Origin of the sequence: Leucobacter aridicollis (assembly GCF_013409595.1) — a bacterium.
GTDB lineage: Bacteria > Actinomycetota > Actinomycetes > Actinomycetales > Microbacteriaceae > Leucobacter > Leucobacter aridicollis.
In genome coordinates, this window is the sequence record NZ_JACCBD010000001.1 from 3,084,823 (window position 1) to 3,110,723 (window position 25,901).

20 protein-coding genes are annotated in these 25,901 nt (G+C 68.5%); 10 read left to right on the top strand and 10 right to left on the bottom strand.

Annotated elements, in window-relative coordinates:
* Nucleotides 1-2: 2 nt before the first annotated feature.
* The 5 genes from BJ960_RS14265 to BJ960_RS14285 all read right to left on the bottom strand — a co-directional run bounded on the left by BJ960_RS14265 (nt 3) and on the right by BJ960_RS14285 (nt 9,197).
* Nucleotides 3-965, bottom strand: a complete 963-nt coding sequence (locus BJ960_RS14265; protein WP_185987766.1) for a class C sortase — start codon at nt 963-965, stop codon at nt 3-5.
* Between the two features lie 121 nt (nt 966-1,086).
* Nucleotides 1,087-2,535 (bottom strand): SpaH/EbpB family LPXTG-anchored major pilin, encoded by a 1,449-nt coding sequence (locus BJ960_RS14270; protein WP_237463496.1) that lies wholly within the window; start codon nt 2,533-2,535, stop codon nt 1,087-1,089.
* A gap of 97 nt (nt 2,536-2,632) precedes the next feature.
* Nucleotides 2,633-6,823, bottom strand: a complete 4,191-nt coding sequence (locus tag BJ960_RS17280; RefSeq protein WP_185987768.1) for an Ig-like domain-containing protein — start codon at nt 6,821-6,823, stop codon at nt 2,633-2,635.
* Nucleotides 6,824-7,233: 410 nt separating this feature from the next.
* Nucleotides 7,234-8,169, bottom strand: a complete 936-nt coding sequence (locus BJ960_RS14280) for a 2-hydroxyacid dehydrogenase (protein ID WP_185987769.1) — start codon at nt 8,167-8,169, stop codon at nt 7,234-7,236.
* Nucleotides 8,170-8,240: 71 nt separating this feature from the next.
* Complete coding sequence (locus tag BJ960_RS14285; RefSeq protein ID WP_237463439.1) at nt 8,241-9,197, bottom strand: alpha/beta hydrolase; 957 nt, start codon at nt 9,195-9,197, stop codon at nt 8,241-8,243.
* A 40-nt stretch (nt 9,198-9,237) separates the two neighbouring features.
* Between BJ960_RS14285 and BJ960_RS14290 the strand changes: the two genes are divergently transcribed.
* Nucleotides 9,238-10,122: an alpha/beta fold hydrolase gene (locus tag BJ960_RS14290; RefSeq protein WP_185987770.1), complete on the top strand. Its 885-nt coding sequence runs from the start codon at nt 9,238-9,240 to the stop codon at nt 10,120-10,122.
* Nucleotides 10,123-10,160: 38 nt separating this feature from the next.
* Here the strand turns inward: BJ960_RS14290 and BJ960_RS14295 are convergent, their stop codons facing one another.
* Nucleotides 10,161-10,847, bottom strand: a complete 687-nt coding sequence (locus BJ960_RS14295) for a GntR family transcriptional regulator (RefSeq protein WP_185987771.1) — start codon at nt 10,845-10,847, stop codon at nt 10,161-10,163.
* Nucleotides 10,848-10,993: 146 nt separating this feature from the next.
* Here BJ960_RS14295 and BJ960_RS14300 point away from each other — a divergent pair, with 146 nt between their 5' ends.
* The 5 genes from BJ960_RS14300 to BJ960_RS14320 are packed head-to-tail and all read left to right on the top strand — an operon-like array spanning nt 10,994 to nt 17,337.
* The gene (locus BJ960_RS14300) at nt 10,994-12,286 is read left to right on the top strand and encodes an NRAMP family divalent metal transporter (RefSeq protein WP_185987772.1); all 1,293 of its coding nucleotides are present in this window, start codon (nt 10,994-10,996) and stop codon (nt 12,284-12,286) included.
* Between the two features lie 25 nt (nt 12,287-12,311).
* Nucleotides 12,312-13,085 (top strand): LamB/YcsF family protein, encoded by a 774-nt coding sequence (locus tag BJ960_RS14305; RefSeq protein WP_185987773.1) that lies wholly within the window; start codon nt 12,312-12,314, stop codon nt 13,083-13,085.
* On the top strand, nt 13,082-14,710 hold the full coding sequence (locus BJ960_RS14310) for a 5-oxoprolinase subunit B/C family protein (protein WP_185987774.1): 1,629 nt from the start codon (nt 13,082-13,084) through the stop codon (nt 14,708-14,710). Before BJ960_RS14305 ends, BJ960_RS14310 begins: the two co-directional genes overlap by 4 nt.
* On the top strand, nt 14,707-16,482 hold the full coding sequence (locus BJ960_RS14315; protein WP_185987775.1) for an ATP-binding protein: 1,776 nt from the start codon (nt 14,707-14,709) through the stop codon (nt 16,480-16,482). Before BJ960_RS14310 ends, BJ960_RS14315 begins: the two co-directional genes overlap by 4 nt.
* A gap of 51 nt (nt 16,483-16,533) precedes the next feature.
* Nucleotides 16,534-17,337, top strand: a complete 804-nt coding sequence (locus BJ960_RS14320; RefSeq protein WP_185987776.1) for a putative hydro-lyase — start codon at nt 16,534-16,536, stop codon at nt 17,335-17,337.
* Nucleotides 17,338-17,389: 52 nt separating this feature from the next.
* On the opposite strand, the gene BJ960_RS14325 is transcribed toward BJ960_RS14320, so the two are convergent.
* Nucleotides 17,390-18,598, bottom strand: a complete 1,209-nt coding sequence (locus tag BJ960_RS14325; protein ID WP_185988323.1) for an MFS transporter — start codon at nt 18,596-18,598, stop codon at nt 17,390-17,392.
* A 384-nt stretch (nt 18,599-18,982) separates the two neighbouring features.
* On the opposite strand from BJ960_RS14325, the gene lplAB reads away from it, so the two are divergent.
* Together lplAB and BJ960_RS14335 are read left to right on the top strand one after the other, a co-directional pair.
* The gene (gene lplAB, locus BJ960_RS14330) at nt 18,983-20,032 is read left to right on the top strand and encodes a lipoate-protein ligase LplAB (protein ID WP_121076661.1); all 1,050 of its coding nucleotides are present in this window, start codon (nt 18,983-18,985) and stop codon (nt 20,030-20,032) included.
* Nucleotides 20,033-20,068: 36 nt separating this feature from the next.
* The gene (locus BJ960_RS14335; RefSeq protein ID WP_185987777.1) at nt 20,069-20,425 is read left to right on the top strand and encodes a VOC family protein; all 357 of its coding nucleotides are present in this window, start codon (nt 20,069-20,071) and stop codon (nt 20,423-20,425) included.
* Between the two features lie 197 nt (nt 20,426-20,622).
* Here BJ960_RS14335 and BJ960_RS14340 read toward each other — a convergent pair whose 3' ends face one another.
* Both BJ960_RS14340 and BJ960_RS14345 read right to left on the bottom strand, forming a co-directional pair.
* The gene (locus BJ960_RS14340; RefSeq protein ID WP_185987778.1) at nt 20,623-21,825 is read right to left on the bottom strand and encodes a cobalamin-independent methionine synthase II family protein; all 1,203 of its coding nucleotides are present in this window, start codon (nt 21,823-21,825) and stop codon (nt 20,623-20,625) included.
* An 82-nt stretch (nt 21,826-21,907) separates the two neighbouring features.
* Entirely contained in the window at nt 21,908-22,882 is a 975-nt protein-coding gene (locus tag BJ960_RS14345) for a quinone oxidoreductase family protein (RefSeq protein ID WP_185987779.1), read from the bottom strand.
* A gap of 90 nt (nt 22,883-22,972) precedes the next feature.
* Here BJ960_RS14345 and BJ960_RS14350 point away from each other — a divergent pair, with 90 nt between their 5' ends.
* Nucleotides 22,973-24,301, top strand: coding sequence for an MFS transporter (locus BJ960_RS14350; protein WP_185987780.1), 1,329 nt, complete (start codon nt 22,973-22,975; stop codon nt 24,299-24,301).
* Here BJ960_RS14350 and BJ960_RS14355 read toward each other — a convergent pair.
* Nucleotides 24,298-24,627: a hypothetical protein gene (locus BJ960_RS14355; protein ID WP_185987781.1), complete on the bottom strand. Its 330-nt coding sequence runs from the start codon at nt 24,625-24,627 to the stop codon at nt 24,298-24,300. The genes BJ960_RS14350 and BJ960_RS14355 overlap by 4 nt on opposite strands.
* A 59-nt stretch (nt 24,628-24,686) precedes the next feature.
* Between BJ960_RS14355 and BJ960_RS14360 the strand changes: the two genes are divergently transcribed.
* On the top strand, nt 24,687-25,898 hold the full coding sequence (locus BJ960_RS14360; protein WP_185987782.1) for an MFS transporter: 1,212 nt from the start codon (nt 24,687-24,689) through the stop codon (nt 25,896-25,898).
* The last annotated feature ends 3 nt before the right edge of the window (nt 25,899-25,901 follow it).

Sequence of the window (25,901 nt, forward strand, 5' to 3'; positions counted from 1 at the left end):
TCCTAGCCCTCGGGGTGTGAGTTCGACTGGGCATCGCGCTTTCGCGGACGGGTTCGCCGGAGCACCGCCTCGCGATAGCCGGCGCGCCGGAACCAGTACCCCACGAGCAGGATCACGGCACAAGCGAAGACCGCCCACCACGGAAACCCTGGGACATCGGGGCCCTTGCCCATCGCGTCGATGTCCGAGCGCGGTGTCGGCGTGACCCGCTCGCCGGTGACGAGGATGCGCTGCGTGTTGATGCCGAGCGGCGTGCACGTCACGAGCGTCATGAGGTCTTTGCCCTTCACCACGCTGATCTCTTCCGTACTGTCGGGTTCGACGATCTGAATGAGATTCACGCGGTAGGTGAGGACTTTGCCCAGGACCTCAACGCTAAAGGTGTCTCCTTCTTTCACTCCGTCAAGGTGGGTGAACATTGCCGCGTTCGCGAGACCGCGGTGTCCGGTGATGACTGAGCGGGTGCCCTCGCCGCCGACGGGGAGCGAGGTGCCCTCGAGATGACCCAGCCCCTTCAGGAGGGTCGTGTCGCTCGTGCCGTGGAACACGGGAAGATCGAGGTCGATCGCGGGAATGCGCAGGCGGGTCATCATCTTGGACGGCTGCTGCGAAAGGATGTCCCAGTAGTCGAGCGCCCCCGTGATTCTGCCTGTGCCCTCGGCGACGTTGGCCCCTGCCTCGAGTAGGGCGCCCGAGTTCAAGGCGTCGTTATAGGCGACGGCTCTGTCCCACTCACGCTGCAGATCTTCTTTGGCGACCTTCGAGCTCGCCTCGGTCTGATCGGTGAGCAGTCGCGACTGGTTGTACTGTGACACCCAGGCCGCGACGGTCGGATACTCGACGAGCCCGAGCCCAACAAGTACAAGAAGCGCGATCGAGAAGTTCAGCCAGCTGAATCTCCACTCGCGCTTCGAGAATCGGTGGGCGCGAGTTCCGCGGTGGCGCGGCGGCGCGGTGGTCGTCATGTGTACCCCCAGGTGTGCGGAAAAGACATGGGTGTGCCGCCCCCACTGCGGTGCGTGGGGGCGGCACGGTGAGCGGACCGAGGATCAACGCACAGTGCGCGTCGCCTCGGAGGCTCGGAGGTTAGGCCTGCTCAGCGAGCTTGCGACGACGGGTCGCAACGAGGATGCCCGCGGTCGCGAGCACGAGCGCGCCACCGCCGAGCATGAGCACGTTGCCGGCCGCACCCGTGATGGGCAGCGCGGGCAGGTCGCCGGCGCCGAGGCTCATCTGGGTGTTGTCGACGGTCGTGTACGCGCCTGCGGCGTTCACGTTGAAGACAGCGCCCTTTGCGATGCCCTTGTAGCCGGCCGGTGCGACGGTCTCGTACGCGCAGTAGGTGCCCTCGGCGACGGTCACGGTGTTCGTCTTACCGTCGTTGCCGGAGACGAAGCTGCCCGCGACCTTCTTCGCGCCGGAAACCTCGGTGCCGGTCGCCTTGCAATCGGTCGTGGCGGCCGGAACCGAGTAGAGCTCGAAGGTCGCGCCCTTGAGGTTCACGGTGTCACCCGCGATGGTGGTGCCCGTCTTGAGGACGTGCACGCCAGCGAAGAACTTCTCGCTCTCCGGCTCCTTGATCTCGGGATCGGTCGGGCTCTTCTCGCCGTTAATGAAGACCTGAGCCTTGTTCTCGGTGGTGCCGGTGCCGACGAGCGAGACGTCGATGCGGAACACGAGGTCCTTGCCGACGGCGGCGTTCAGCTTTGTGAGGCCAGCCGGGGTGAGCGTCATCTTGACGGGGGGACCAGCGACGAGGGTGTAGTCGGTGCCAAGCGTGAGATCCTGACCGTCGATCGCGACCTTGCCGCCCTTGTACGCGACCGAAGACGCGAGGGCGTCCTCGATGCGGAACTCGGTGTAGGTGACGCCGTCGCCGAGCGGCTTGATCGGCACAGTGATGTCGAAGCCGAGCTGGTCGCCCTGCAGGTCAGCGGTCTTCGTCGAGCCCTGGCCACCCATGAGGTTCTTCGGGTAGATATGCGGGTGGTAGTTCCAGGTGGGGTCGCCCGAGACTGCGTCCTTGCCCGGGTACGGAACCGTGACGATCGCGGGCTGCGCGACGGCGACGGCGCCGGTGGCGCGCTTCGACTCGAAGACGACATACGCCTTATCCGCAACGAGATTGGTGAACTCGTAGGTGCCGTCCGCGGCGCTCGTCATCCGCTGCTGCGAGCAGTTGATGGTGTTGTAGCCCGGAACGTCAACGTCGTCCGAGACAGTCTGCACGGCCGTGAGGCCCTTCAGTGCGTCCCAGCCCGCCTGCGTCTTCAGATCGATGCCCTGAATCTCGCAGTACTTGAAGCCTGCAACAAGCGGCTTGACCTTGTCACCGTGGATCGACAGATCCAGCTTGGTGCCATCGGCGACACCAAAGTCAGCTGTCTCGGGCTTCTCGAGCTTGTGCACGGTGATCGATCCCGTGCCGGCGTCGCCGGGTGCGGCGAAGGCGGGGCTCGACGCTACGCCGAGCGAGCCAGCGAGGATCACAGCGGCACCCAGGAGGGCTGAGCTGCGACGAACGCGGTTCTTCATTTCAGTCACAACGTGTCCTTTCATATTTTCACGAAGTGTGGTGGAACTCAGGGTGCTTCTCGATTGCGCGAAAAGATCCAAGAGCTTGGGGGGACCGTTACCGAGCACCGGCCACGGCAAACCGCCGGGACCTGCGCCAGTAGGCAACGGAAGCTAGGAGGAGGAGACCGATCCCGCCGGCAGTGAACTGCCACGAACCGAGGCCTCCGGTGAGAGGAAGCGGCGGCGCCTGCGGCGCGTATTCGGCGACGATCCGGTAGACGGAGTGCTTACCCTGCGCGACCTCCGCGGCGGCGAGCGTCGGGCCGGAGCTCACTCGCTCCCAGCACATCTCAGTCGCGCCGGTAGCTGCGTTCGCCGCTGCTGCGCAATCGGGCGCCTCCGTGCGGAGCCTGTCGATCCCCGTCACGGTGTACCCAATCGGCGCCGACGCGGTGAGGTCGTAGCCCGAGGGCCGCGCCTCGCTCACGAAGTGCACGGAATCGAGGCGCACGTTGTAGGTCGAGTTGGCGTTCGCGAGTTCGAGGCCCCACTGCAGTGCCGGGGCCATGGTCTGGCCGCCCGCACGCTTCGTCACGAATGAGACGTTCGCCGTCTGGTTCGTCACGCCGCAGGTGATTGGCGCGCGCACCGGGGTCGCCGAGCCGCTGGCGTCGAGCTTCAGTGTGCCCGTTGCCGGGGTGAAGATGGACGCCGGCAGCGGAGCTCCCGCACCGTCAACGCACTCGACCTGGCCTCGCTGCGCGTAGAGCAGGGAGCTCACCGCTGGCACGGGCGTGATCCGCATCCGCTCGCCGACGGTATAGGTCTTGCCCGGCTCGAGCTGCTCCCGAGCGCCGCCACTGATCGGGCGAATGTTGCCGCCCTCGGTGACCGTGATCTCCCAGTTCGCGGGGTCTGCCTGTGCGAGCAAGCCCGACTGCTGCGCGACCGGCGCGATGCGCTTCTCGCCGACGACGTCGACGGGATAGACGACCGCCAGGTCACACTTCGGCGCGGAGTCCGCGGTCTCGGTGCCGCTCGCGTCGACGCCGCGCACCGTGAAGGTGTGCTTGCCCTGCTCGAGCGGATCGGTGATCTTGTAGCTCCAGGTTCTCGCGTCGCCCGTGCCGGCAATCGTCGCCTCGCCGAGGAGCTTCGCAGCTCCGCCGCCGGCCGGGTGCTGGTACACTCGGACCTTCTCAGCGCCGGCGGTCACCTTGCCGGTGAGCGTCGCCTTACCGTCGAGCGACGGCCCGGTCGGGCACTCCATGATGGGAGGTGTCGGCTCGAACACGGTGATCTTCTGATTCGGGCCGCACGCGGCCTGCCCGTTCGCCGAGCAGTACACCGTCTCAGACCGTACCTGAGTGATCTTCGACGTGTATGTACCGGCCTTCTTCGCCTTCAGTGTGAGGACGAGTTCGACCTCGGAGTTTGCCGAAACGTCCTTGTACCACGTTCCGCTATTCGCGAACCATCCGCTGGTGACGTTGACGTCAACGATCTCGAAGTCAGTGGTCAACTGATTCGTCGAACCAGTCGAGGTAAGAAACTTCAGGCCCGACCCCTGCTCATCGGCGTTGCCAGTGTTGCGCATAAAAATGCGGTACTCGAACGTCCCCCCGACAGGCACCGAGCTTGCGCTCACGGTGTGGTCGGCCGAGAGCGACGCGGCTGGCTTTGCAATGAACCGCGCGGTGCGGTTCACGGGTGCCTGGATCGAGGAGGTGTCTCCGGCGAGGCGCGCCTCAACCACGTAGTCTCCGGCCTTCGTCGAGGTGATCCTTGCGGTCGCGACGCCGTTCGAGTCCGTCACGTTCGTGCCCGTCGAGGTGAGGGTCACGCCAGTCACCGGGTTCGTCAGGGTGAACACGACCTGTTGGTCCTTGATCGGCACGCCGCCGGTCGCGGTGGTGCTCCGAATCGTCGCCGTCGCCACGTGGGTTGCGACGCCGTCGGCGAACCTGTTGTCCTGGCTCACGTAGAGCTCAGAGTTATTCAGGCCCGGCACCACTGGCTCGGGGACGAACAGCGCGAACACCTCGCGCGAGTTCTTGATGCCCTTACCGGCGACGGTCGCCTCGACCCAGTACTTGCCAGGTTTCGTGGCGGTGATGCTCACCGCGGCCTTCCCGTCGCTGCCCGTGGAACGTGTGCTCGTCGATAGCGTCGCCTGGGAGGCGGCGCTCCAATCCTCGTTGAAGAGTTTGAAGTTGACGCTCACGCCGTCCATCGGCGCGTTCGTGGTCGACATGACCGTCGCCGTCGCTGTGTGAGTCTCGACGCCATTGGCAATCTTCTCGCCTGGCGTCACCACGACGTTCGAGCTACCGTAATCGACCTCTGGCCCCGCTGGGATGAAGGTCGCAATGTGGTTCTCGCCGCCAGTGACCCGCTCGCTCGCTACCGTGGCGACGACGGTGTAATTCCCTGGGGTGGTCGCCGTGACCGTCGCGGACACCTTGCCAGAGCCGCCCGTCGTTGCACTGTTCGGCGACACCGCCGCGTTGAGCGCCGCCGTGCCGTCGGCGTTTCGCACGACGAGCTTCACAGGCTGGCCAGACATGACAGCCCCGGTCGTGTCACGCACAGTCACGACCGCATCATGCTCGTCGATCCCGTTGGCCCAACGGTTGCCCTTTGTCACCTCAAGCAGAGTGCGCGACATATCGGGCTTCGGATCAACAAACACGACGGTTTGAGGCGAACCCGCGATGACCCCACCGTCCGCATACGTCGCGACGACCTTATACGTTCCGGCAGCTGTGCCGCGGATCGTCGCGTGGGCCTTTCCGTCTGAACCCGTGAGCGCACTCTCGGTGATGCTTGCCCCGGTCGCGGGAGTGACTCCATCTTGGTTATAGATCTTGAAGATCACGGCCTTGCCCTGCGACACCACTCCGACGCTCTTGTATATCGTCGCCGTGGCGGTGTGGTCTTCGACGCCGACGACCTTCTCGCCCGGCGTCACCGTCAACTTCGACTGCGAGAAGTCGATGCCGTCCCCATTAACGAACTGGATCTTCAGCGCAAGCGAGTTGCGAATGGGGGTCGCCACACCGTCGATATTTGCGATTGCCTGCACGTAGTACGTGCCTGCAAGCCTCGAGGACACCGTCGATACTGCCAGACCTCCGCCCGTCGACGTGGGCGACACCGGATCCGGGACTGCCGTACTCGCGGCGACTGGGTACTTGCCAGCCGCGTCGGAGAAGAGCTTGTAGGTTACCGGCACGCCTGACTTGTGGTTGCCGTTCGCGTCAAAAATGTGCGCCGTGAGCGTGTGTTTGTCGGCCTGGTCCGCCCAGCGAGTCCCGGTTGAAACCTCAAGATATGAGGTCTCCTTCTGCGCTGGCTTGTTGACGAACTCAACCACCCTGTTGACATTGTTCGCGACCGGACTCGACCCGATCTTTGCCCGCACCGAGTAGAAGCCAGCCTTGCTCGCCGTAATCGTCGCAACCGCATACCCTTGGCCGTCCGACGTCTTCGTCACGGGCGCCACCGTCGACTCGCTCGTGATCGCTGAGCCATTGGCCGTGTACATCGTGAACGTGACATCCTGATTGCTCATCCATGAGCCGTCTGATCCTTTGACTCGAGCGGTGACCGTGTGCGATCCGCCGTCCCAATACACCTGCCCGTCGGAAACCGAGAGCGTTGAGCCGGCGTAGTCGGGGGTCACTGGCGCCGGTTCGAACCCGCCGTAGCTGAAGGAGCCGGTGCCCTCCTTCATGATGACCCCGGTACCATCGAGGCCTTCTGCTGGATTGTAGGTAAACGGGAATTGCACCAGGCGGCTCGTGTTGCCCTTGGGCCTGAGAGTAAACGAGTTGCCCGGGCTCTTGACGCGGTGCTCCCACATCAGCACCTCGGCGTTGCCCGAACACGTCGCAGGGTCAACGAACGAGACTCCGACGATGTCGGGACCGCCCCAGATATCCTGCAACCCCGTCGACATGCAGTATCCGTCGAACGGCCCGCCGACCTTGATCACCTTGCCGGTCTCGCCGGGCCCGGGAATGCTCCATTTCGCGTTCGGCTCAAGCGCCAAGACGCCCTCGACGGAGCTCGCCCAGTAGTCCGTTGCGATTCTGAGGTGCAGACCGGCCGGCCCCGTAGAGCCGACCTTGATCGGCCAGTAGTTGGCGTTCTGGTTGTAGATGAGTTGGCCGACCAGACGTGACTCTGCCTGCGCTGGCGCATCCGTCGCAACGACTGATCCCGAGATCAAGCCCAGGATGACTCCGACGCCCAACAGGAGACGAATGAGGCGCCCGGTGCGGGTGCGTCGCGTTGGAGACACGGTACTTCCTTCACATCTAGGGTGCGGGCTGGCCAGGCGCGTTGTTGTGAGCAAGAGCCCAAGGCACACACCTGTCGCAAGCGGCTCTTGCGGCCTGCAATAGGCTCGCAGGCTGACTCATCCGCGCCGCCAGGTTCGCCGCAACTGAGGTGACGTTCCCCACCGCATTAAGTACGTTCCAACCCGGTCCCCGAGCCCGTCAGCACCTCGTAAGCACTTCTGCAGAAAACGTGCAGTATGTGTCCCGGCCGCAGACGGCGGGCCCTCAGAATCGACGTGCAGCGTCGACGAGATGATGCAGCAGCAGCGTACGAACACAACAACGGCAGTCACCATTGGAGAGTTCCACTGGTGACTGCCGTTGACCTGTTGGGCGCGTGTCGGCAAGCGCCGACGAGGCAGTGTTGGCGCTAACCGCCCAGCACGATGTTCTCGGGCCGCTCGCCCGCACGGAGCGCCGCGATCTGCCGCTGGATCAGGGAGACCATGCGCGGCATCATCGCCGTCGAGTCGCCGCCAGCGTGCGGGGTGATGAGCGCGTTCGGCAGCGACCACAGCGGGTGGTCGGCCGGGAGCGGCTCGGGATCCGTGACGTCGAGGGCCGCGCGGAGACGCCCCGCGGTGAGCTCGGCGACAAGATCCTCGGTCACGACGAGCGGGCCGCGACCGACGTTCACGACGAGTGCGTCGTCGGGAAGCGCGGCAAAGGCGGCGGCGTCGAACAGTCCGCGGGTCTCGTCGCTGAGCGGGAGCCCAAGGATCAGCACCTCGGTTGCGGGCAGCAGCGCGTGCAACTCGTCGAGGCCGTGGACGTGCACGGTCTCGCCCGCGAGGTTCTGCTCGTCGCGCGCGGACCGGGCAAGCCTCGTGATCTTCGTCTCGAACCCGGCGAGGCGCGCCTCGATAGCCTTCCCCACGCCGCCATAGCCAACGATGAGCACGTTGCGGTCTGCGAGGCTCGGAAAGGTCTGCAGCTCCCACTTGCCTTCGAGACCGTCGCGGATGAACCGCGGCAGCCCGCGCTGCGACGCAATCGCGAGCCCGACGGCGAGCTCGGCGGTCGCTGCCTCGTGCACGGAGGTCGCGTTCGCGAGCGGGTAACCACTCGGCAGATACTTCTCGATTCCGTTGTAGCCGATCGACTGCCACTGGATGAGCTGCGCCGATACTTCCGAAACCTTGGCGAGTCGGCGGATCCCGCCCCAGTATGGGGGCACGATGATATCGATGTGGGATCGGGGCGCGGGTCCATCAAGATCCCACTCGACGATGTCGACGCCGTCGATCTCCCCAATCGCCGCTCGCAGTCCCGGATCAGTCGGCAGTGACAATACGAAATCGCTCATTGCCTCAGTCTAGGGCTGCCCGTGGCGCGGCGCGGTATGGCGATGCAGCTTGGCCGTCGTCCGCACAGGAGTTACAGCGAGAGTGTCCTCCGCAGCTCGCTCACGAAGTGCGCCATCGTCGCGGCCGACTGCTCTCGCGCGCTGGCGGATTCGTCCGGCCGGTTGAGGTAGCCGTGCACGGTTCCGAGCTCGATCCGCTCCGTCACGGGCACACCCGCGGCACGCAGCTGGTCAGCGAACTCCTCGCCGGACGCGCGCAGTTCGTCGGCGTCGGCGTTCACGATAATCGTCGGTGGCAGCAGCGCGAGCCGGTCGGCGGGCAGCTCACCCACGACCAGGGGCCCGCCATCAGTCAGCCCGCTGCCAAGGTAGAAGCTGTACATCTCGGCGATCCGGTCGGCGCGGAACCGACGCGCCTCCGGCAGCGCAGCAACGGCGTCGGCGAGCTGCGGATCGACTCGTTGGGTGCGATGCATCGTCGGGTATTCGAGCAGCAGCGCGGCCGCGGCACGTTCCGGGGCTCGCTCCGCCTGCGCGAGGGTCGCGAGGGTCGCCAGATGCGCGCCCGCGCTCGCCCCGCCGACGACGAGCGGCCCGCCGTACTCGGCCCCGGCCCACGCGACAACCGCCGCGACGTCGTTCGACGGCGCCGGCGCCTTCACGGTGTCGCTCGCGAGCACGTAGTCGACGGAGATCACCCGCAGTCCGGCCGCGGCGAAGCTGCGCGATACCCAGTCGGCCTCGGGCCAGTCGAGCGTGCCACGAATGAACGAGCCACCGTGCGCCCAGACGAGCGTGGCCCACGGCTGAACGTCACCGACAGGCTCGTAGCCGCGCACCGGCACTCGGGCCGATCCTGCGCGGTTGATGCCGCCCGTGGGGGCGGGCACCGGCCCGGCAACCTCGAACGACGTAACGCTCACGTGACCCACTAGTTCATCCCCCTCAGCCTCGCTCGGCACGCACGCCGAAAGTGCAAGCATCGCCGCCAGCGCGAGCGGTGCAGCTCGGAGCAACGATCGCCGCATTCCCACAGTATATTTGCGCCCGGTGCGCAAGAATGGAGCCATGAACGACCAGCACTCCCCCGGACGCCGCGACTTCACCTATACCGACGCGCACGGCATCGAGATCAGCGCCTACGCGTGGCTACCCGATCCTGATCGGCGGCCGGAGCCCGTCGGCGCCGTGCAGATCGCTCACGGCATCGGCGAGCACGCGCTGCGCTACGACGGCTTCGCGCGATTCCTCGCGCGGGCGGGTCTCGCCGTCTACGCGAACGACCACCGCGGTCACGGCGAAACGGGACGCCGGCAGCACGGCGGCGATCTCTCGCTCCTCGGCAAGCTCGGGCCCGGCGGCCTCCGCGCGGCCGAAGGGGTCATTCGGCAGCTCACCGAGATCATCCGGACCGAGCACCCGGGACTGCGCGTTGCGCAGCTCGGTCACTCCTGGGGCTCGCTGATGACCCAGCGGATCCTGAACGAGGCGCCGCGGCAGTGGGACGCCGTCGTGCTCTCAGGCAGCGCGTACCGGACGCCGCGGTTCATGGAGAGCGGCAACCTCAACGCGAACTGGGCGGGCGAGGACGGCGCGAACGGCTTCGAGTGGCTGAGCCGCGACCCGGAGACCGCGTCCGCGTTCATCGCTGATCCGCTGTGTTTCGAGGCGAACATCTTGAAGCTGTTCGGCGTGAGCGACGGGCTGCGACTGTTCGGAACCCCCGGGCCGGGGCTCGCGGTCGACGTCCCGCTGCTCATCGTCTCCGGGAGCGACGATCCGCTGAGCCGCGCAGACGGGCTGAAACGCCTCGCGGACGCGTACCGGGCGCGCGGCGTGCGCGACGTGGCGCTGAAGATCTACCCGGGCGCGCGTCACGAGCTGCTCCAGGAGACGAACCGCGACGCTGTCTACACGGACCTCGCGACCTGGCTGCTCGAGCACGTCGAGTAGCCGGTAGCCGGCCCGGGGCTGCGCGTGGGCGAGCCGGCTCAGTCGAGGTCGAGGCGCTCGTAACCCGCGAGCAGGATCCGCTCGGCGAGGAACAGGTAGTCCCTGAGCTGGCTCGCCGCGCGCTCGGTGTCGCCCGCTTCGAGGAGCTCGACGATCTCGAGGTTCCGCTCGAGGAACGGGGCGTGGAGGTACTCGGGGTCGTCAATGAGCCCGAACGCGAGCCGGAGCTCGGCAGTGAGCTGGGCGTAGAGCCGGTTCAGGCGAGGACTGTCTGCGAGCTCGAAGATTGCCTGGTGGAAGCGGATGTTCGCGCCAGCGATTGCCGGCCAGTCATCTCGCTTCCGATGCTCGAGCGCCTCCTCGACCGCGGCGCGCATCTTCGCGAGCGCCGGGTGCCGCGGGAGCGCCTCTGCGACGGCCTGGCATTCGACGAGCCGCCGCACGCGATACACATCGATAATCGTGTTGATGTTGGGGATCGCCACGCACGCCCCGCGATGCGGCACCTGCGTGATGAGACCTTCTTGACTGAGCGTGCGGAACGCCTCTCGCAGCGTGTTGCGCGAGATGCCGAGTGACTCCGCGAGCTTCGCCTCGGGGACGCGGTCACCGGGCTTGAGTTCGCCGTTCGCGATTCGGCCGCGGATCTCTGCCGCTGCCTCCATCGCCCTCGACACTGCCGCCGTGTCGCCCTCTGACGGCGCGGTTGTGCGTGGGGATGACATGCGTGAAGTGTAGCAAGCGCACAGTGCGCACCAAGGATTGTTGAGCAATCCATCTTGCATTGTTCAAACAACCGTGTACGCTGATGGAACGGATCACTCCACTCCCTGTCAAGCACGTGACGCAACGACGCGAAAGGCCCTCAGCGATGAGCACCTCACACTCCCCCGACCACGACGAGCCAGGCGGCAGCCAGGTCACCGTTCCCGGCCCGGCGACCGTCGCAAGCGGGGCCGTCGGCTTCGCGAAGGCCCGGCGATCCTCGCTCCTCGGCGCGATCTTCCTCATGGCGACCTCGGCGATCGGCCCGGGTTTCATCACCCAGACTGCGACGTTCACCGCGACGCTCGGCGCCGCTTTCGCGTTCGGCATCCTGGTCTCGATCGTCATCGACTTCATCGTCCAGGCGAACATCTGGCAGATCATCACGCTCTCCGGCAAGCGCGCGGCAGAGCTCGCGAACGCCGCCATCCCCTACTCGGGCTACCTGCTCTCGGTCCTCGTGATCCTCGGCGGCCTCGTGTTCAACATCGGCAATATTGCGGGCGCCGGGCTCGGCCTGAATGCGCTCCTCGGGCTCGACCCGCGCATCGGCGGGGCGATCAGCGCTGTCCTCGCGATTGCGATCTTCCTGTCACACCGCGCAGGGCTCATCATGGACCGCGCGATCATCGTGCTCGGCGTCATTATGATCGGCCTCACCGTCGCCGTCGCCGTCGTCGCGAACCCGCCGGTCGGCGACGCACTCCGGCAGACCGTGCTTCCCGACACCATCGACTTCGCCGCGATCACCACGATCGTCGGCGGCACCGTCGGCGGCTACATCACGTACGCGGGCGCCCACAAGCTCCTCGACTCGGGCACCACGGGGCCCGAGCACATCAAGCAGGTCACGCGCTCCGCGTTCTTCGGCATCGCGGTGACCGGCATCATGCGGTACGTGCTCTTTCTCGCGTTCCTCGGGGTCACCGCAAGCGGCGTGATGCTCGACCTCGCCGCGAACCCCGCGGCGCAGGCCTTCGAGGCCGCCGCCGGCCAGTGGGGCATGCGCGCGTTTGGCCTCGTGCTCTGGGCCGCGGCGATCTCAAGCGTCATCGGCGCGGCGTTCACGTCGGTGTCCTTCATGACGGTGTTCAGCACGAAGCTCAACATGCGGGCGCGGAGCTGGGCGACCGTGGTGTTCATCGCCGTCGGGCTCGTCGTGTTCCTCGTCATGGGCACGACCCCGGTCGCGCTGCTCGTCTTCGCCGGCGGATTCAACGGCCTCATCCTGCCGATCGGGTTCACCGTCTTCATGTACATCGCCTGGTTCAGGCGCGACCTGCTCGGTGGCCACCGCATTCAGTTGTGGCTGCTCGTGCTCGGTACGCTCATGACAGCGCTCACCTGGTACATGGGAGCCGTCTCCTTCAGCACCATCTTCAAGTTCCTCGGCGCATAGCCGCGCCATACAGAAAGGGGTATCGATGTTGCGGATCGACCTGAACAGCGACCTCGGCGAGCACTACGGGTCGTGGCGCATGGGCGACGACGAGAGCATGCTCGAGACAGTCACGAGCGCGAACATTGCCTGCGGCTTTCACGCCGGCGACCCGAAGACCGCGTTCACGACGGTGCGGAACGCGGTCGCGCGCGGCGTCACCGTCGGGGCGCACGTCGCCTACCCCGACCTCGCAGGCTTCGGGCGCCGCCCGATGACGCTTCCGGCCGACGAACTCGAGGCCGACGTGATCTACCAGATCGGGGCACTGCAGGCCCTCGCCGGGGCAGCGGGCACCAAGGTCCGCTACGTGAAGCCCCACGGAGCGCTGTACAACAGCATCGCGTTCAACGAGGCCGAGGCCGCGACGGTGATCTCGGCGATCAAGCGCGTCAGCCCAGAGCTCGCGCTCGTCTGCCTCGCGGGCTCACCGCTCGTCGAGCAGGCGCGCGCCGCCGGGCTGCGCGCCGTGCCCGAGGCGTTCGCCGACAGGGCCTACGAGCCGACCGGAGCGCTCGTCGCACGAAGCGAGCCCGGGGCGGTGCTGCACGAGCCGGAGCTCGTCTCCGCGCGCATGCTGCAGCTCGTCCAGCACGGGACCGTCACGGCGCGCGACGGTAGCACCGTCAACGTCGAGGCCGAGTCCATCTGCGTGCACGGAGACAGCCCAGACGCCGTCGGAATGGCGCGGGCGGTGCGGGAACGACTCCTCCAAGCGGGCGTCGAGCTCGCAAGCTTCAGCGGGCCGGCGCTCCCATGACGACCGACCGGCCGAGCGTCAAGCCGGCGGGAACGACAGCCGCGCTCATCGACTGCGGCTCCCTCGACGCTGCGCTCGACGTGTTCGCGGCACTCTCGGTCGCGCGCGAGCGGGGCGAATTCCACGCCGACGAGCTCGTTCCGGCGGCGCAGACGGTGCTCGTCCTCGGGGGCGACGGCCGCAATCCGCGAGGGATCGCAGCGAAGCTGCCTGCCCTGCTCGCCGCGTCACACGCCGCGGCGCGCGCCCAGGCTGCGGGCCCCGAGGTGAACATTCCGGTGCACTACTCGGGCCCTGACCTCACAGAGGTCGCCGCGCTCACCGGCATGAGCGAGGAGGCCGTCGTCGCGCGCCACACCGCCGCAAGCTACGCGGTCGCCTTTACGGGCTTCGCGCCGGGCTTCGCCTACCTCTCGGGCGGCGATCCCGCGCTCGCGGTCCCTCGGCGCGCGACCCCCAGGGCCCGCATCGAGCCGGGGTCCGTCGGACTCGCCGGCGAGTTCTCCGGGGTCTACCCCCGCGAGAGTCCCGGAGGTTGGCAGATCATCGGTTCGACGAGCGCGCGGATGTGGGACACCGAGCGGGAGCAGCCCGCGGCGCTCCTCGCCGGCGGCCTGGTCCGCTTCACGGCGGTCCGCGAGAAAACGGAAATCCACGCGACTCGGGCGACAGCGCCTCAGCGCAACACCGATCCGGATCGCCCCGGCGCTGTGCTCCGCGTCGTCGACGCCGGGCTGCAGACGCTCGTGCAGGATGCGGGGCGCCTCGGCGCCGCGGGGATGGGCGTCGGACGCGCAGGGACCGCGATTCGCGGCGCCTATCGAACCGCGAACGCGCTCGTCGGCAACGCCCCGGGTGCCGCGGCCCTCGAACTCGGCCACGGCGGCTTTGCCGCCGACGCCCTCGCGACCGTCGTGCTCGCGCTCACTGGCGCCGTACGGCAGGGCCGCATCACCGGCCCCTTCGGCTCGCGAAACGTCGCCCACGGAACGCCCTTCCGCCTCAGCGACGGCGAGCGCCTCACGCTCGGCCCCGCAGGGCGCGGGCTGCGCTCGATCCTCGCTCTCCGGGGTGGCGTGGGCGGCGATGCATTCCTCGGCAGCCGCTCCCGCGACACACTTGCGGGGCTGGGGCCAGCGCCGCTCACCGTCGGCGACGAGATCCGTCCGGCGGGCGCGGCGGCGTCTGCGGTCGGTGCGCCCGCCCCGCAGGATCCTGATCTTCCCTCGGAGGGCGACGTCGCGACGCTACGGGTCGTGCTTGGCCCGCGCGACGACTGGTTCGACGCCGACGCCGTCGCGCGCCTCACCACTCAGCAGTGGACGGTGGCGCCACAGAGCGACCGCGTTGGCGTGCGACTCACGGGCGAGCCACTCCGCAGAGACGCGGCTCACGCCGACGCCGAGCTTCCGAGCGAGGGCGTCGTGCTCGGGTCGCTCCAGGTTCCGCCCGACGGGCAGCCCGTGCTCTTTCTCGCAGACCACCCGCTCACCGGCGGCTATCCCGTCATTGCGGTCGTCCACGACGACGACATCGAGCTCGCCGCGCAGCTCGCACCCGGTACCACCGTGCGGTTCACCCTCTTCACGGACCAGCCGCACACACGAACGGAGACACGACAGTGACACTCACCAAGATCCTCATCGCGAACCGCGGGGAAATCGCCGTCCGCATCATCCGCGCCGCGAACGACGCTGGCATCGCAAGCGTCGCCGTCTACTCCGATGACGACGCCGACGCCCTGCACGTGCGCCTCGCGGACGAGGCATACGCGCTGCACGGAACCACCCCGGCCGAGAGCTACCTCAGCATCGAAAAGCTCCTCGCCGTCGCCGCCAGGGCCGGCGCCGACGCCGTGCATCCCGGCTACGGCTTCCTCTCCGAGCGCGCAGACTTCGCGACCGCGGTGCAGAACGCTGGCCTCACGTGGATCGGACCGGACCCCACCACGATCGAGACGCTGGGCGACAAGGCACGCGCCCGGGCGCTCGCCGCCGAGGTCGGAGCGCCGCTCGTTCCCGGCACCCCAGGGGCGGTGTCAGACGTCGAGGAGGTCCTCGCGTTCGCCGACGAGCACGGCCTCCCCCTCGCGATCAAGGCCGTCTTCGGCGGCGGCGGTCGCGGCATGCGCGTCGTGCGGGAGCGCGCCGAGATCGCAGACGCCTACGACGCCGCCGTCCGCGAGGCGACCACGGCCTTCGGCAGAGGCGACTGCCTCGTCGAACGCTTCCTCGACAGGCCGCGGCACATCGAGGCGCAGGTACTCGGCGACCGCCACGGCCGGATCGCGGTACTCGGCACCCGGGACTGCTCGCTACAGCGCCGCAACCAGAAGCTCGTCGAGGAGGCACCAGCACCCTTCATCTCGGACGAGTTGCGCGCGCGGATCCACGACGCTGCCGCCGCGGTGTGCGCCGCCGCAGGCTACGTCGGCGCCGGCACCGTCGAGTTTCTGCTCGGTGACGACGGCACGCTGTCATTCCTTGAGGTCAATACCCGGCTCCAGGTCGAGCACCCGATCACCGAGGTAGTCACGGGCATCGACCTCGTGCAACAGCAGTTCATCATCGCCTCGGGCGAGCCGATGACCGTGCCCACCGAGATCCCCACGTTCGGGCACGCGTTCGAGTTCAGGATCAACGCGGAAGACCCCGGCCTCGGCTACCTGCCGACCCCGGGTACCGTCGCCAGGCTCGAGCTGCCCGCCGGCCCAGGCGTTCGCGTGGACTCCGGCGTGTACCAGGGCTACACCGTTCCCGGCAGCTTCGACTCGATGCTCGCGAAGCTCATCGTGTGGGGCGCGGACCGCGACGAGGCGCTGCGCAGGTCGCGGCGCGCGCTCGCCGAGTTCGTCGTCGAGGGCGTCGCGACGGTGCTGCCGTTCCACAGGTCTGTCGTCGCGGACGACGCGTTCGCCGCGCCGGGCGGCGCGTTCGGCGTCCACACCCGCTGGATCGAGGAGGAATCCACTGCTGAGTTCGAGCCCGCGACCGCCGTCGCAGCCCCTGGCGTGCCGCGGCTCACGCGCCTGCCAATCGAGCTCGACGGCAAGTTCGTCGAGCTCGGGCTGCCCGAGAGCCTGCTCGCTCGGCTTGAGACTGGGGCCGTGACGCAGGGAGCTGGTGCGAGTGCTGTTGGTGTTGGTGTTACCGGTGTCGGTGCTGCCGGCCCGGACTCCGGTTCGCCTGCCGGGGCGCTCACCGCGCCGTTCGCGTCGACCCTCGCGTCGTGGTCGGTCGCAGACGGCGCCGTCGTTCAGGCCGGCGACACCGTGGCACTGCTCGAAGCGATGAAAATGGAGGTGCCTGTCAAGGCGCCCGTCGCAGGCACGCTTCGGCACGGCGCCGAGCGCGGGGCCGTCCTCGCAGCCGGTGCCGCAATCGGAAGCATTGACTAGCGGCCGTACCCGCACAACGTACGACTCACCAACGACGGCAGGAGGAGCGCTATGACACGCATACTTACGACCCCAGCACAACTGGCAGAAGCCAGAGCGGCGCGGGCGGAATACCGCGCGGGCGCCGTCGCCCCGACCAGCGGCGTCGCCCACGGAATCGTCCAGGCGAACCTCATCTCGGTGCCAGCTGACTGGGCGTACGACGTGCTGCTGTACGCGCAGCGCAACCCTCAGGCGTGCCCGGTGCTCGAGGTGCTCGATGCGGGGACGACCGAGTCGCTGCTTGCGCCCGGCTCGGACCTGCGAACCGACATCCCGAAGTACCGGGTATGGCGCGACGGTGAGCTTGCGGAGGAACCGACCGACGCCTCCGCCGCGTGGGAGGAGCATCCCGATCTCGTGTCGTTCCTCATCGGCTGCAGCTTCACGTTCGAGGCCGGCCTCGTGGATGCGGGCATCGAAATCAGGCATCAAACCCTCGGACGCAACGTGCCCATGTATCGCACGAACCGTGCCTGCGCCCCAGCGGGCCGGCTGACCGGGGAACTTGTGGTCTCGATGCGCCCGATCCCCGGCGACCGGGTAGCCGAGGCCGTGCAGATCTCTGGCCGATACCCGGCCGTGCACGGCGCTCCGGTGCACGTCGGCGACGCCGCCAGTCTCGGTATCGCCGACGTGCAGGCGCCCGACTTCGGTGACGCCCCCGAGATTCGTGCCGGCGAGGTTCCAGTCTTCTGGGCCTGCGGCGTCACACCGCAGGCGGCCATCATGGCGTCGAAGCCACCGTTCGCGCTCACGCACGCCCCCGGCTACATGTTCGTCACCGACGTGCCCGACGCGAACTACCTGGTGTGAGAGGGCCGCTCGAGGGCCGGCGGACTGCCGTACCAGGCCCGCGCCGGTCGGGTTAGGCCCGGCCACCCTTCCGTGGCATCCAGCGGAGGAACGCCCAGGTGCCGAACAGCCCGATCACCCCCATCGCAGCCGTCGCAACCCCAATTGGGGCGACGGCCGCCATGCCTGAGAACAGCAGGGGCGCGGCCGCTGCGCCCGCGCTGGTGAGCGTGCGCCACGAGCCGAGGAAGGGTGCCGGGTTCTGCTTCGGAGCAAGGTCGGCGCCGAGCGTGAGCAGCAGCCCGCTCGAGAGCCCGTTGGCGACCCCGATGACTGCGGCGAGCGCGACGAACCAGACGGTCGCCGAGTCCCAGCCGCCCGTGAATGACAGCGTGAGGAATGCGAAGCTCATCATGAGCATCGACGGCACGACGGCCCATAACCGACCGAAGCGATCCATCACCTGGCCACTCGCGTAGAACAGCGCGAAGTCAAGGGCGCCTGAGATGCCGACGACCAGCGAGATCGTCTGGGCGTCGAGGCCGATCGCGACGCCCCAAATCGGGAGCACAACCTGTCGCGCCGCCCGCAGCGCCGAGAGTGTCGACGCCGCGAGCCCGAGCCTGGCGAGCACGGCGCGGAACCGCACCATCGTGCTGAACACGCCCTCCTTCGCATCGGGCGAGTCCGGCAGACTCACGCCCGCAGTCGCTTCTCCTGTGACGGGCTCGCGCGCGCCAGCCTCGAATTCACGCTCAGGGTCCGGGCCGAACCAGACGAGCAGCACGGTTGCTGCGAGGCACGCGATGAGAAACCAGATGACGGCGCTCTCGTGGCCGCTCGCCCCAAGCAGCAGCGCACCGACGAACGGGCCAAGAAACATGCCGAAGCGATAGCTTCCTCCGAGGAGCGCGAGCGCCCGTGCACGGAAGTGGAACGGCACGTGGGTGGCCATGAACGAGTGCCGGGCGAGCCCGAAGGCCGCCGCGCAGAAGCCGTTGATGAAGATCGCGAGCGCGAGCACGCCGATGTTCGTGGCGAACGGGAGCATGAGGGCGCCCGCGAGCGCGAGGAACCCCGAGATCACCATCGCCATGCGCTCGCCGACCTTCGCGACGAGCCAACCCGCCGGAATGTTGCCGCACAGCTGGCCGACGACCAGGGCAGACGCGACGAGGCCGGAGGTTGCAAGGTCGGCGCCGGCCCGTGTCGCCATTGTCGGGATCAGCGGGATCAGCGCGCCCTGACCGAGGGCAAACAGCAGTGTCGGCCCGTAGATCATCGGGGCGAGCCGCAGCAGAAACTTCGCGATCGGTTCAGCCACGACAGTTCCTGTTCATTCTGTTCACCTTACTCCTGCGCTGTTCTTGTGCCGGCCCTGCCTGGGCCCGAGCCATCCCTGCCCCGGCCCAGCCCGCACTGCCCGCCCCAGCTCGCGCACCGAGTTGGCACTTGTTGTCGTTGTGGGACGATCAGAACGACAACAAGCGCCAACTCTCGAGCGGCCGGGGCCGGGGTCCTGCGGGCGGACCCGGTGGGAGGGCCGGGGCCGAGGCCGGGAGCCAGCCGGGCCGGGGCCGGGAGCCAGCCTGGGCCGGGGCCGCGCCCGCATAGCCCTCGCGACCCCCGAGGAGTACCCTGGGGAGTACGGCACAAGGAGGGTGACATGCACGGCGAATACAAGGTTCCCGGAGGCAAGCTCGTGGTCGTCGACTTCGAGGTCGACGACGGCAAGATCGTTGACTTCAGGCTCTCCGGAGACTTCTTCCTCGAACCCGACGAGGCGCTCCTCGACATCAATGCTGCGATCGAGGGCATGAACCCGAACTCGACGATCGAGGAGTTCGCGAACGCGATCAGGCAGGCGCTCCCGAGCGAGGTGCACCTGCTTGGATTCACGCCCGACTCGGTCGGTGTCGCCATCCGCCGCGGCGTCACCGGTGCCGCCCACTGGCGCGACTACGACTGGCAGATCGTGCGCGAACCGGCAGTCACCCCGATGCTCAACGCCGCGCTCGACGAGGTCCTCACCACCGCCGTCGGCGAGGGCCTTCGCGGCCCGACCCTGCGCATCTGGGAGTGGAACGAACCCGCCGTCATCATCGGCTCATTCCAGTCCGTGAAGAACGAGGTCGACGAGGAGGCCGCCGCCGAGCACAACGCGACGCTCGTTCGCCGCATCTCGGGCGGCGGGGCGATGTATATGGAGCCCGAGGCGAGCATCACCTACGCGCTCTACATTCCGGGCGAGCTGGTGCGCGGTATGTCGTTCGCCGACTCCTACGCCTACCTCGACGACTGGGTGCTCGAGGCGCTGAAGTCGCTCGGCATCGACGCCGTCTACAAGCCGCTCAACGACATCACGAGCCCGCTCGGCAAGATCGGCGGCGCGGCGCAGAAGCGGCTCGGTTCCGGCGCGATCCTGCACCACGTGACGATGGCCTACGACATGGATCCCACGGCGATGACCTCCGTGCTCAGGATCGGGCGCGAGAAACTCTCCGACAAGGGCACCGCGAGCGCGCAGAAGCGCGTCGACCCGCTGAAGAGCCAGACCGGCAAGACCCGCGAAGAGATCGTCGAGCGCATGATCGAGGTCTTCCAGCGGCGCCACGGCGGAGTGATGGGCGAGGTCACCGAGGGCGAGTGGGACGCGGCGGAGCGGCTCGTCGAGCAGAAGTTCTCATCCGAGGAGTGGCTGCGGCGCGTGCCGTAGTCCCGCCCACCGCCACAGCACCACGAGGAGCCCCACATGATCCGACTCGGCATGGTCACGATTGACACCGCAGACCCCCGGCCGCTCGCCGCGTGGTGGGCCGAGCGTCTGGGCGGCGAGATCGTCCACGACGCCGACGGCTGGTTCTGCATGGTGCGCGCGTCAGAGGTGCCGGTCGCGCTCGGCTTCCAGAAGGTCGAGGACCCGACTCCCGGCAAGAACCGGGTACACCTCGACTTTGACCGCACCCCCGACGTCGACCGTGACGCGATGGTCGCCGAGTGGACCGCCGCCGGCGCGACCCACCTCGGCAGGCGCGGCGAGTCCGACTTCTCCTGGGACACGTTCACCGACCCCGACGGCAACGAGTTCTGCATCGGCGACCCTCACTAGGGACACAGTGCCCCGAGGGGCAACGCCGAAGTGGGTCCCTTGATAGAGCCCAGCGCGGCGCAAGATCTGTGTTCTGCAGTTCCTATGTCGGACACGCTGGGCGGGCGGCATAGGAACTGCAGATCACATGCGCTGTGAGAGAGCGGGTACAGGGCTGGCGGTGTGAGTGAGCGCCCGAGTGCCGGGCGGCCAACCCCCTAGACCCGTGCGCGGCGCGCGCCCTCGCCCAGCGACTCGAGCTTCGCCCAGGCGATCTGCGGGTGCACTCGCCCGCCGAGGCCGCAGTCGGTCGCGGCGATGACCCGCTCGGGCCCGACAATCTTCGCGAACCGCTCGATGCGCTGCGCGACGAGGTCGGGGTGCTCGACGAGGTTCGTCGCGTGGCTCACGACGCCGGGCACGAGGATCAGGTCGTCAGGGATGAGGTCACGCTGCTCGTCCCAGACCGCCCACTCGTGCTCGTGGCGCGCATTCGCCGCCTCGAACGAGATCTGCCCGACGTTCGCCCCGAGCACGGTCTTCAGGATGTGCTTCAGCTCAATGTCGGTCGTGTGCGGCCCGTGCCACGAGCCCCAGCACAGGTGCAGCCGGATCTGCTCTTTCGGGAGCCCTTCGATGGCGCGGTTGATGGCGTCGATCCTGATCTGCGTGAACGCGAGGTAGTCCTCGACGCTCGGCTCCGGGTTGATCTGATCCCAGTTCTCGGCAAGCGAGGGATCGTCGAGCTGCAGAATGAGGCCCGCGTCGGTCACGGCGCGGTACTCCTCGCGCAGCGCGTCCACCCATGCGTCGATGTGCTCCTGCTCGGTCGCGTAGAACTCGTTCTCGATGCGCGCCGCCGAGCCCGGGGCGATCGCGGTGAGGAAGCCGCGCTCCCCCGGCTTGAGCGCCGCGACGAGGTTGCGGGTGTCGGCGGCGATCGCGTCCTGGCCGGTGTAGCTGATGGGGCCGGTCGTCGCCGGGAAGGCCGTCGCGTTCTTGCCGACGCTGATGCCGCCCTCCGGATCCTGGTATGCGGCGGCGAACGCGGTCCAGTCGCGGCGGTCGGGGAACGTCGTGAGGCGCACGTTGCCCGGCTCCGAGCGGACGGGCTCCTGGCTGAAGATGTCCTTACCCGTGATCTCGAGGCCAGCGGTGCGCTGGAACGAGTACGTCCACCACGCGCCGTAATCCACGGCGTTCGACATCGCCTTGCCGAACTCGCCGTCGCCGGGCTGCGTGATGCCCGCCTCGCGCTGCCTGTCGACAACGTCGCGGGTCGCCTCGGCGACGAGCGCCTCGAACTCTGGGGTCGACTTGAGCGTGAACCCGTCGTCCTCGAAGGTGCGTGCGGCGTTCGCTGCGATGAGCGCCTCGGTGCGGGGAAGGCTGCCGGCTGTGGTGGTCTCGATCCGTGTCATACCTTGACGCTATCCGGCGTTCGCGGCGCGGCCCAGTTGCGTGACGCCAGATGACATTGCACGAGCACCGGGCCAGCCCCAACTAGACGGTGAGCACGACCTTGCCGGTGGTCGCGCGACCCTCGAGCGCGCGGTGGGCGTCTGCGGCCTCCGCGAGCGGGAAGGTGGCCCCCACGCGCAGGTCGAGCGTGCCAGCCTTCAGCGCGCCGAACAGCTCGCCGTAGCGCCACGCGCGCTCCTCCGGGCTGCGGAGGAAGTACGCGAGCGACGGCCGGGTCACGCTGAGCGCCCCGCCCGCGTTCAGCCGCTGCAGGTCGAACGGCGGCACCGGGCCGCTCGCGCCGCCGAAGAGCACCATGTTGCCGCGTACCTTGAGCGCGCGCAGCGAATCGTCGAAGGTGTCCTTGCCGACGCCGTCGTACACGACCGAGACGCCGTCGCCGTCGGTGAGCTCGCGGGCGCGGTCGGCGAAGCCCTCGTACGGGATCGCCTCGAAGGCGCCGGCGGCGCGGCTGAGTTCACGCTTCTCCTCGGTGGAGGCAGTGGCGATGACGCGCACGTCGCGTGCGGCGAGCAGCTGGGTGAGCAGCAGGCCGACGCCGCCGGCCCCTGCGTGCAGGAGCACGGTCTCGCCGGCCTCAGGGCGCGACGACGAGGTCCCGAGGTAGTGTGCGGTGAGCCCCTGGAGCGGCAGGGCCGCCGCCCGGTCGTCCGTCAAGACCTCGGCGAGCGAGTCGGGCACGCGCACGGCCGCCTCAGCTGCGACAACGAACTGCTCGGCGTACGTGCCGCGTGCCTCGGCGGTGACGATGCGGTCGCCGATCTCGAAGCCCTCGACGCCCTCGCCGATCGCCGCGATCCGGCCGGTGGCCTCAGCGCCCGGGGTGAACGGGTACTGCACCGGGTAGAGCCCCGATCGCTGGTACGTCTCGATGAAGTTCACGCCGATGGCGGCGGTGTCGACGAGTAGCTCGCCCTCCCCCGCTTGCGGCGCTGCCACATCCGCAATCTCGAGTACCTCTGGTCCGCCTGACTGGTTCGCAATGATCGCACGCATACTCCCACCATACGCGCGGACGGGCGTAAACTTCATCCAGCAAATTCAGCCCGGCGCAGCGGTCGCGGCTCTCATGCACAAAGGATAAAGATGTCCGAAACACAGATCACGCGGGCCAGAGTCGGCCGCGCCTGGTTCACCCTGTTCACGCTCGCGTGGATCGTGCTCTGGACGGCGCAGCTCACGCCGCTGCAGCTGCTCCTCCCGCTCCAGCTCGACACCCCGGACAACGAGGCTGGGTGGGTGCGGGGAGTCGTGTCGTCGGGCATCGTGCTCGGCGTCGGCGGGCTCGCCGGCGTGCTCGCCGGCCCGGTCGCCGGTGCGCTGTCAGACAGGCAATCAGGATCGCGGCCCAAGCGCCGCCCCTGGGCGCTCGCCGGGGTGTGGATCGCGGCGGCCTGTCTGCTCTGCACGGGAGCGAGCACGACCGCGCTCGGGATCGGCGCCGCCTGGGTCGGCGTGTGCATCGGCACCGCCATCGCCTCCGCGGCGTTCGCGGCGATGATCGCAGACCAGCTCCCGCCCGAGCAGCGCGGCGCGGCGTCGTCCGCGGCGTCGTCGGCGCAGGCCCTCGGCATTGTGCTCGGCGTCGGGGCCGTTGTGCTGCTCGGGCTGAGCATCGCGGCTGGCTACGTCATGCTCGCGATCGGGGTCGCGGTGATCGGCACGCTCACCGCGATCCTGCTCCCCGATCCGTCGGGCTCGACCGCCCCTTCGCACGCGATGCCCGCCGGCGCAGCATCGGCGGCGCGCGCTCCAGAGGGGCACCGCTTCGGGTCCATCCGCGACCGCGACTTCCGGTGGGTGCTCATCGGCAGGCTCGTAGTGAACATCGGAAACGCGCTCGGAACCTCGCTGTTCCTGTTCTTTCTGCTGTATGGCCTCGGCCAGGAACACGCCGCCGCCGAGGACAACCTACTCATCGTCGTTGTCGTCTACACCGTGTTCGTCGTCGTGGCATCGGTCGCCGCGGGACTCGTCTCGGACAGGCTGGGCCGCAGGCGCGGTCTCGCGTTCGCGGCGACGGTCGTGCAGGCGCTGTCTGGGGTGCTGCTCGTCGTCTCGCCGACGTTCGGCACGACGATCGTTGCCGCGGGCGTGATGGGCGTCGGCTACGGCGCGTTCTCGACGGTTGGCCTCGCGTTCGCGACCGACGTGCTCCCCAGCGAGCGCGACCACGGCCGCGACCTCGGGCTCGTGAACACCGCGGCGGCCCTCGGTCAGCTCCTCGGCCCCGTGATCGGCGCGCTGCTCGTCGCCCTTGTCGGCGACTTCTGGCTCGTCTTCTCGGTCGCGGCGGTGCTCTCGGTGGCCGGCGGGGCGCTCACCGTGCTCGCCCGTGAGCGCGCCACGGCCACCGCCACCGCCGCCGCGGCTGTCGACCCCGCGGCCGCCGCAGGGGGCGGCACTCTGCGCTAAGAGATGAGTTCCCAGCGCTCGCCGCTCAGCTCGCCCGCCGCAATGTCGGTCATGGCGGCGAGCGCCTCGTCGCGGGTGAGGACGTACTCCCAGGGGTAGTCGATGCCTTGGCCTCCGACAGTCAGGTCGACGGTCTCCTCCTCATCAAAGTCCTCGCGGAGCGTACGCGCGTTCGCAATACGCGTCCCGCCGCCCGCCGATGCCGTCACGACGAACCGGTCTGGCCCGCCCCCGAGCATCGCTTCCCATTCGCCCAGCGGCACCGTGAGCAGGGTGTGCTCTCCACCGTCGAGCGCATCGATGTTCCAGGTCTCAGGCTGCGTCATACCGCCAGTCTCCCTGATTCGGCGGCCGCCCGCACGCCCCGAGCGGGTAGCATCAGGGAGTGAGTACCCCTTCGAAGCGCCTGCTCTGGCAGTTCGTCGCCGTCTTCCTCGTCGCACTGAACATGCGCATGACGATCGCCGGCGTCGGCCCGCTGCTGAACGACATCGCGGACAGCCGCGGCGTGAGCGCGGGCACGCTGGGGCTGCTCGCATCGATCCCGCTGCTCACGTGGGCCGCGGTCTCGCCGTTCGCGCAGACACTCTCGGCGCGGTTCGGCATGGACCGGACGGTGACGCTGTCGCTCGTCGTACTCGCCCTCGGCACGGTCTGGCGTTCACTCGACTTCTCAACCGCGAACCTCTGGCTCGGCACCGTGCTCATCGGGGCGGCCCTCGCTGTCGCGAACGTGCTCATGCCCGCGATCGTGAAGCGTGACTTCGGCCCCCGCACGCCAGCGGTGATGGGCGTCTACTCAGCGGCGCTCGGGGGCGCGGCCGGCATCGGCACGGCGATCGCGATCCCGGTGTCGCGGGCTGAGGTCGCCGGGCGGCCGCTCGGGTGGGAGGCCGGGCTGCTGGCTACCGGGCTGACGATCCCGATCGCGCTCCTCGCCTGGATCCTCATCGCCGAGCGCGGCGCCAGGCGCGCCGCCCGTACCGCGCCCGCGGCTCCCGCCCCCGCGCCGCGCGTCGGCCGCGCGGTCTGGCGCTCGAAGACCGCGTGGCTCCTCGCGTGCTACATGGGCGCGCAGTCGACGTCGTTCTACATCTTCGCGACCTGGATCGCGCCGATCATGTTCTCCCGCGGCGCGAGCGCGGCGATGACGAGTACGGGCATCACGCTGTTCCACATCTGCGGCATGCTCGGCTCCCTGCTGGCGCCACTGCTGCTCCGCTTCGACGGGAGATCGCTGCTGCAGGTCGCGCTCCCCGTGATCCAGCTCGTCGGCGTCGTCGGGCTCGTCCTCGCGCCCGGCGCGACGTTCGTGTGGATCGTCGCCCTCGGCCTCTGCTGCGGCGCGGCGCTCAGCGTGTCGCTCACGCTCATCGCGCAGCGCTCACCCGACGCGCACACCGCCGCGGCGGTGTCGGGAATGTCGCAGGCCGTCGGCTACAGCATCGCCGCGCTCGGCCCCGTGCTGTTTGGCTGGGCGCACGACCTCAGTGGCGGCTGGACGCTACCGCTCGTCGTGTCGGTGGCGGCGCTCACGCTGCACGTCAGCGCCGGCTGGATCCTCCGCGACGGGCGGACCGTGCGGCTCGCGAACTAGCCG

Bases quoted from the DNA above. Each gene is read 5' to 3' on its own strand.
- BJ960_RS14265 (WP_185987766.1), bottom strand. From the start codon at position 965: ATGACGACCACCGCGCCGCCGCGCCACCGCGGAACTCGCGCCCACCGA.
- BJ960_RS14270 (WP_237463496.1), bottom strand. From the start codon at position 2,535: ATGAAGAACCGCGTTCGTCGCAGCTCAGCCCTCCTGGGTGCCGCTGTG.
- BJ960_RS14280 (WP_185987769.1), bottom strand. From the start codon at position 8,169: ATGAGCGATTTCGTATTGTCACTGCCGACTGATCCGGGACTGCGAGCG.
- BJ960_RS14285 (WP_237463439.1), bottom strand. From the start codon at position 9,197: ATGCGGCGATCGTTGCTCCGAGCTGCACCGCTCGCGCTGGCGGCGATG.
- BJ960_RS14290 (WP_185987770.1), top strand. From the start codon at position 9,238: ATGAACGACCAGCACTCCCCCGGACGCCGCGACTTCACCTATACCGAC.
- BJ960_RS14295 (WP_185987771.1), bottom strand. From the start codon at position 10,847: ATGTCATCCCCACGCACAACCGCGCCGTCAGAGGGCGACACGGCGGCA.
- BJ960_RS14300 (WP_185987772.1), top strand. From the start codon at position 10,994: ATGAGCACCTCACACTCCCCCGACCACGACGAGCCAGGCGGCAGCCAG.
- BJ960_RS14305 (WP_185987773.1), top strand. From the start codon at position 12,312: ATGTTGCGGATCGACCTGAACAGCGACCTCGGCGAGCACTACGGGTCG.
- BJ960_RS14310 (WP_185987774.1), top strand. From the start codon at position 13,082: ATGACGACCGACCGGCCGAGCGTCAAGCCGGCGGGAACGACAGCCGCG.
- BJ960_RS14320 (WP_185987776.1), top strand. From the start codon at position 16,534: ATGACACGCATACTTACGACCCCAGCACAACTGGCAGAAGCCAGAGCG.
- BJ960_RS14325 (WP_185988323.1), bottom strand. From the start codon at position 18,598: ATGATCTACGGGCCGACACTGCTGTTTGCCCTCGGTCAGGGCGCGCTG.
- lplAB (WP_121076661.1), top strand. From the start codon at position 18,983: ATGCACGGCGAATACAAGGTTCCCGGAGGCAAGCTCGTGGTCGTCGAC.
- BJ960_RS14335 (WP_185987777.1), top strand. From the start codon at position 20,069: ATGATCCGACTCGGCATGGTCACGATTGACACCGCAGACCCCCGGCCG.
- BJ960_RS14340 (WP_185987778.1), bottom strand. From the start codon at position 21,825: ATGACACGGATCGAGACCACCACAGCCGGCAGCCTTCCCCGCACCGAG.
- BJ960_RS14345 (WP_185987779.1), bottom strand. From the start codon at position 22,882: ATGCGTGCGATCATTGCGAACCAGTCAGGCGGACCAGAGGTACTCGAG.
- BJ960_RS14350 (WP_185987780.1), top strand. From the start codon at position 22,973: ATGTCCGAAACACAGATCACGCGGGCCAGAGTCGGCCGCGCCTGGTTC.
- BJ960_RS14355 (WP_185987781.1), bottom strand. From the start codon at position 24,627: ATGACGCAGCCTGAGACCTGGAACATCGATGCGCTCGACGGTGGAGAG.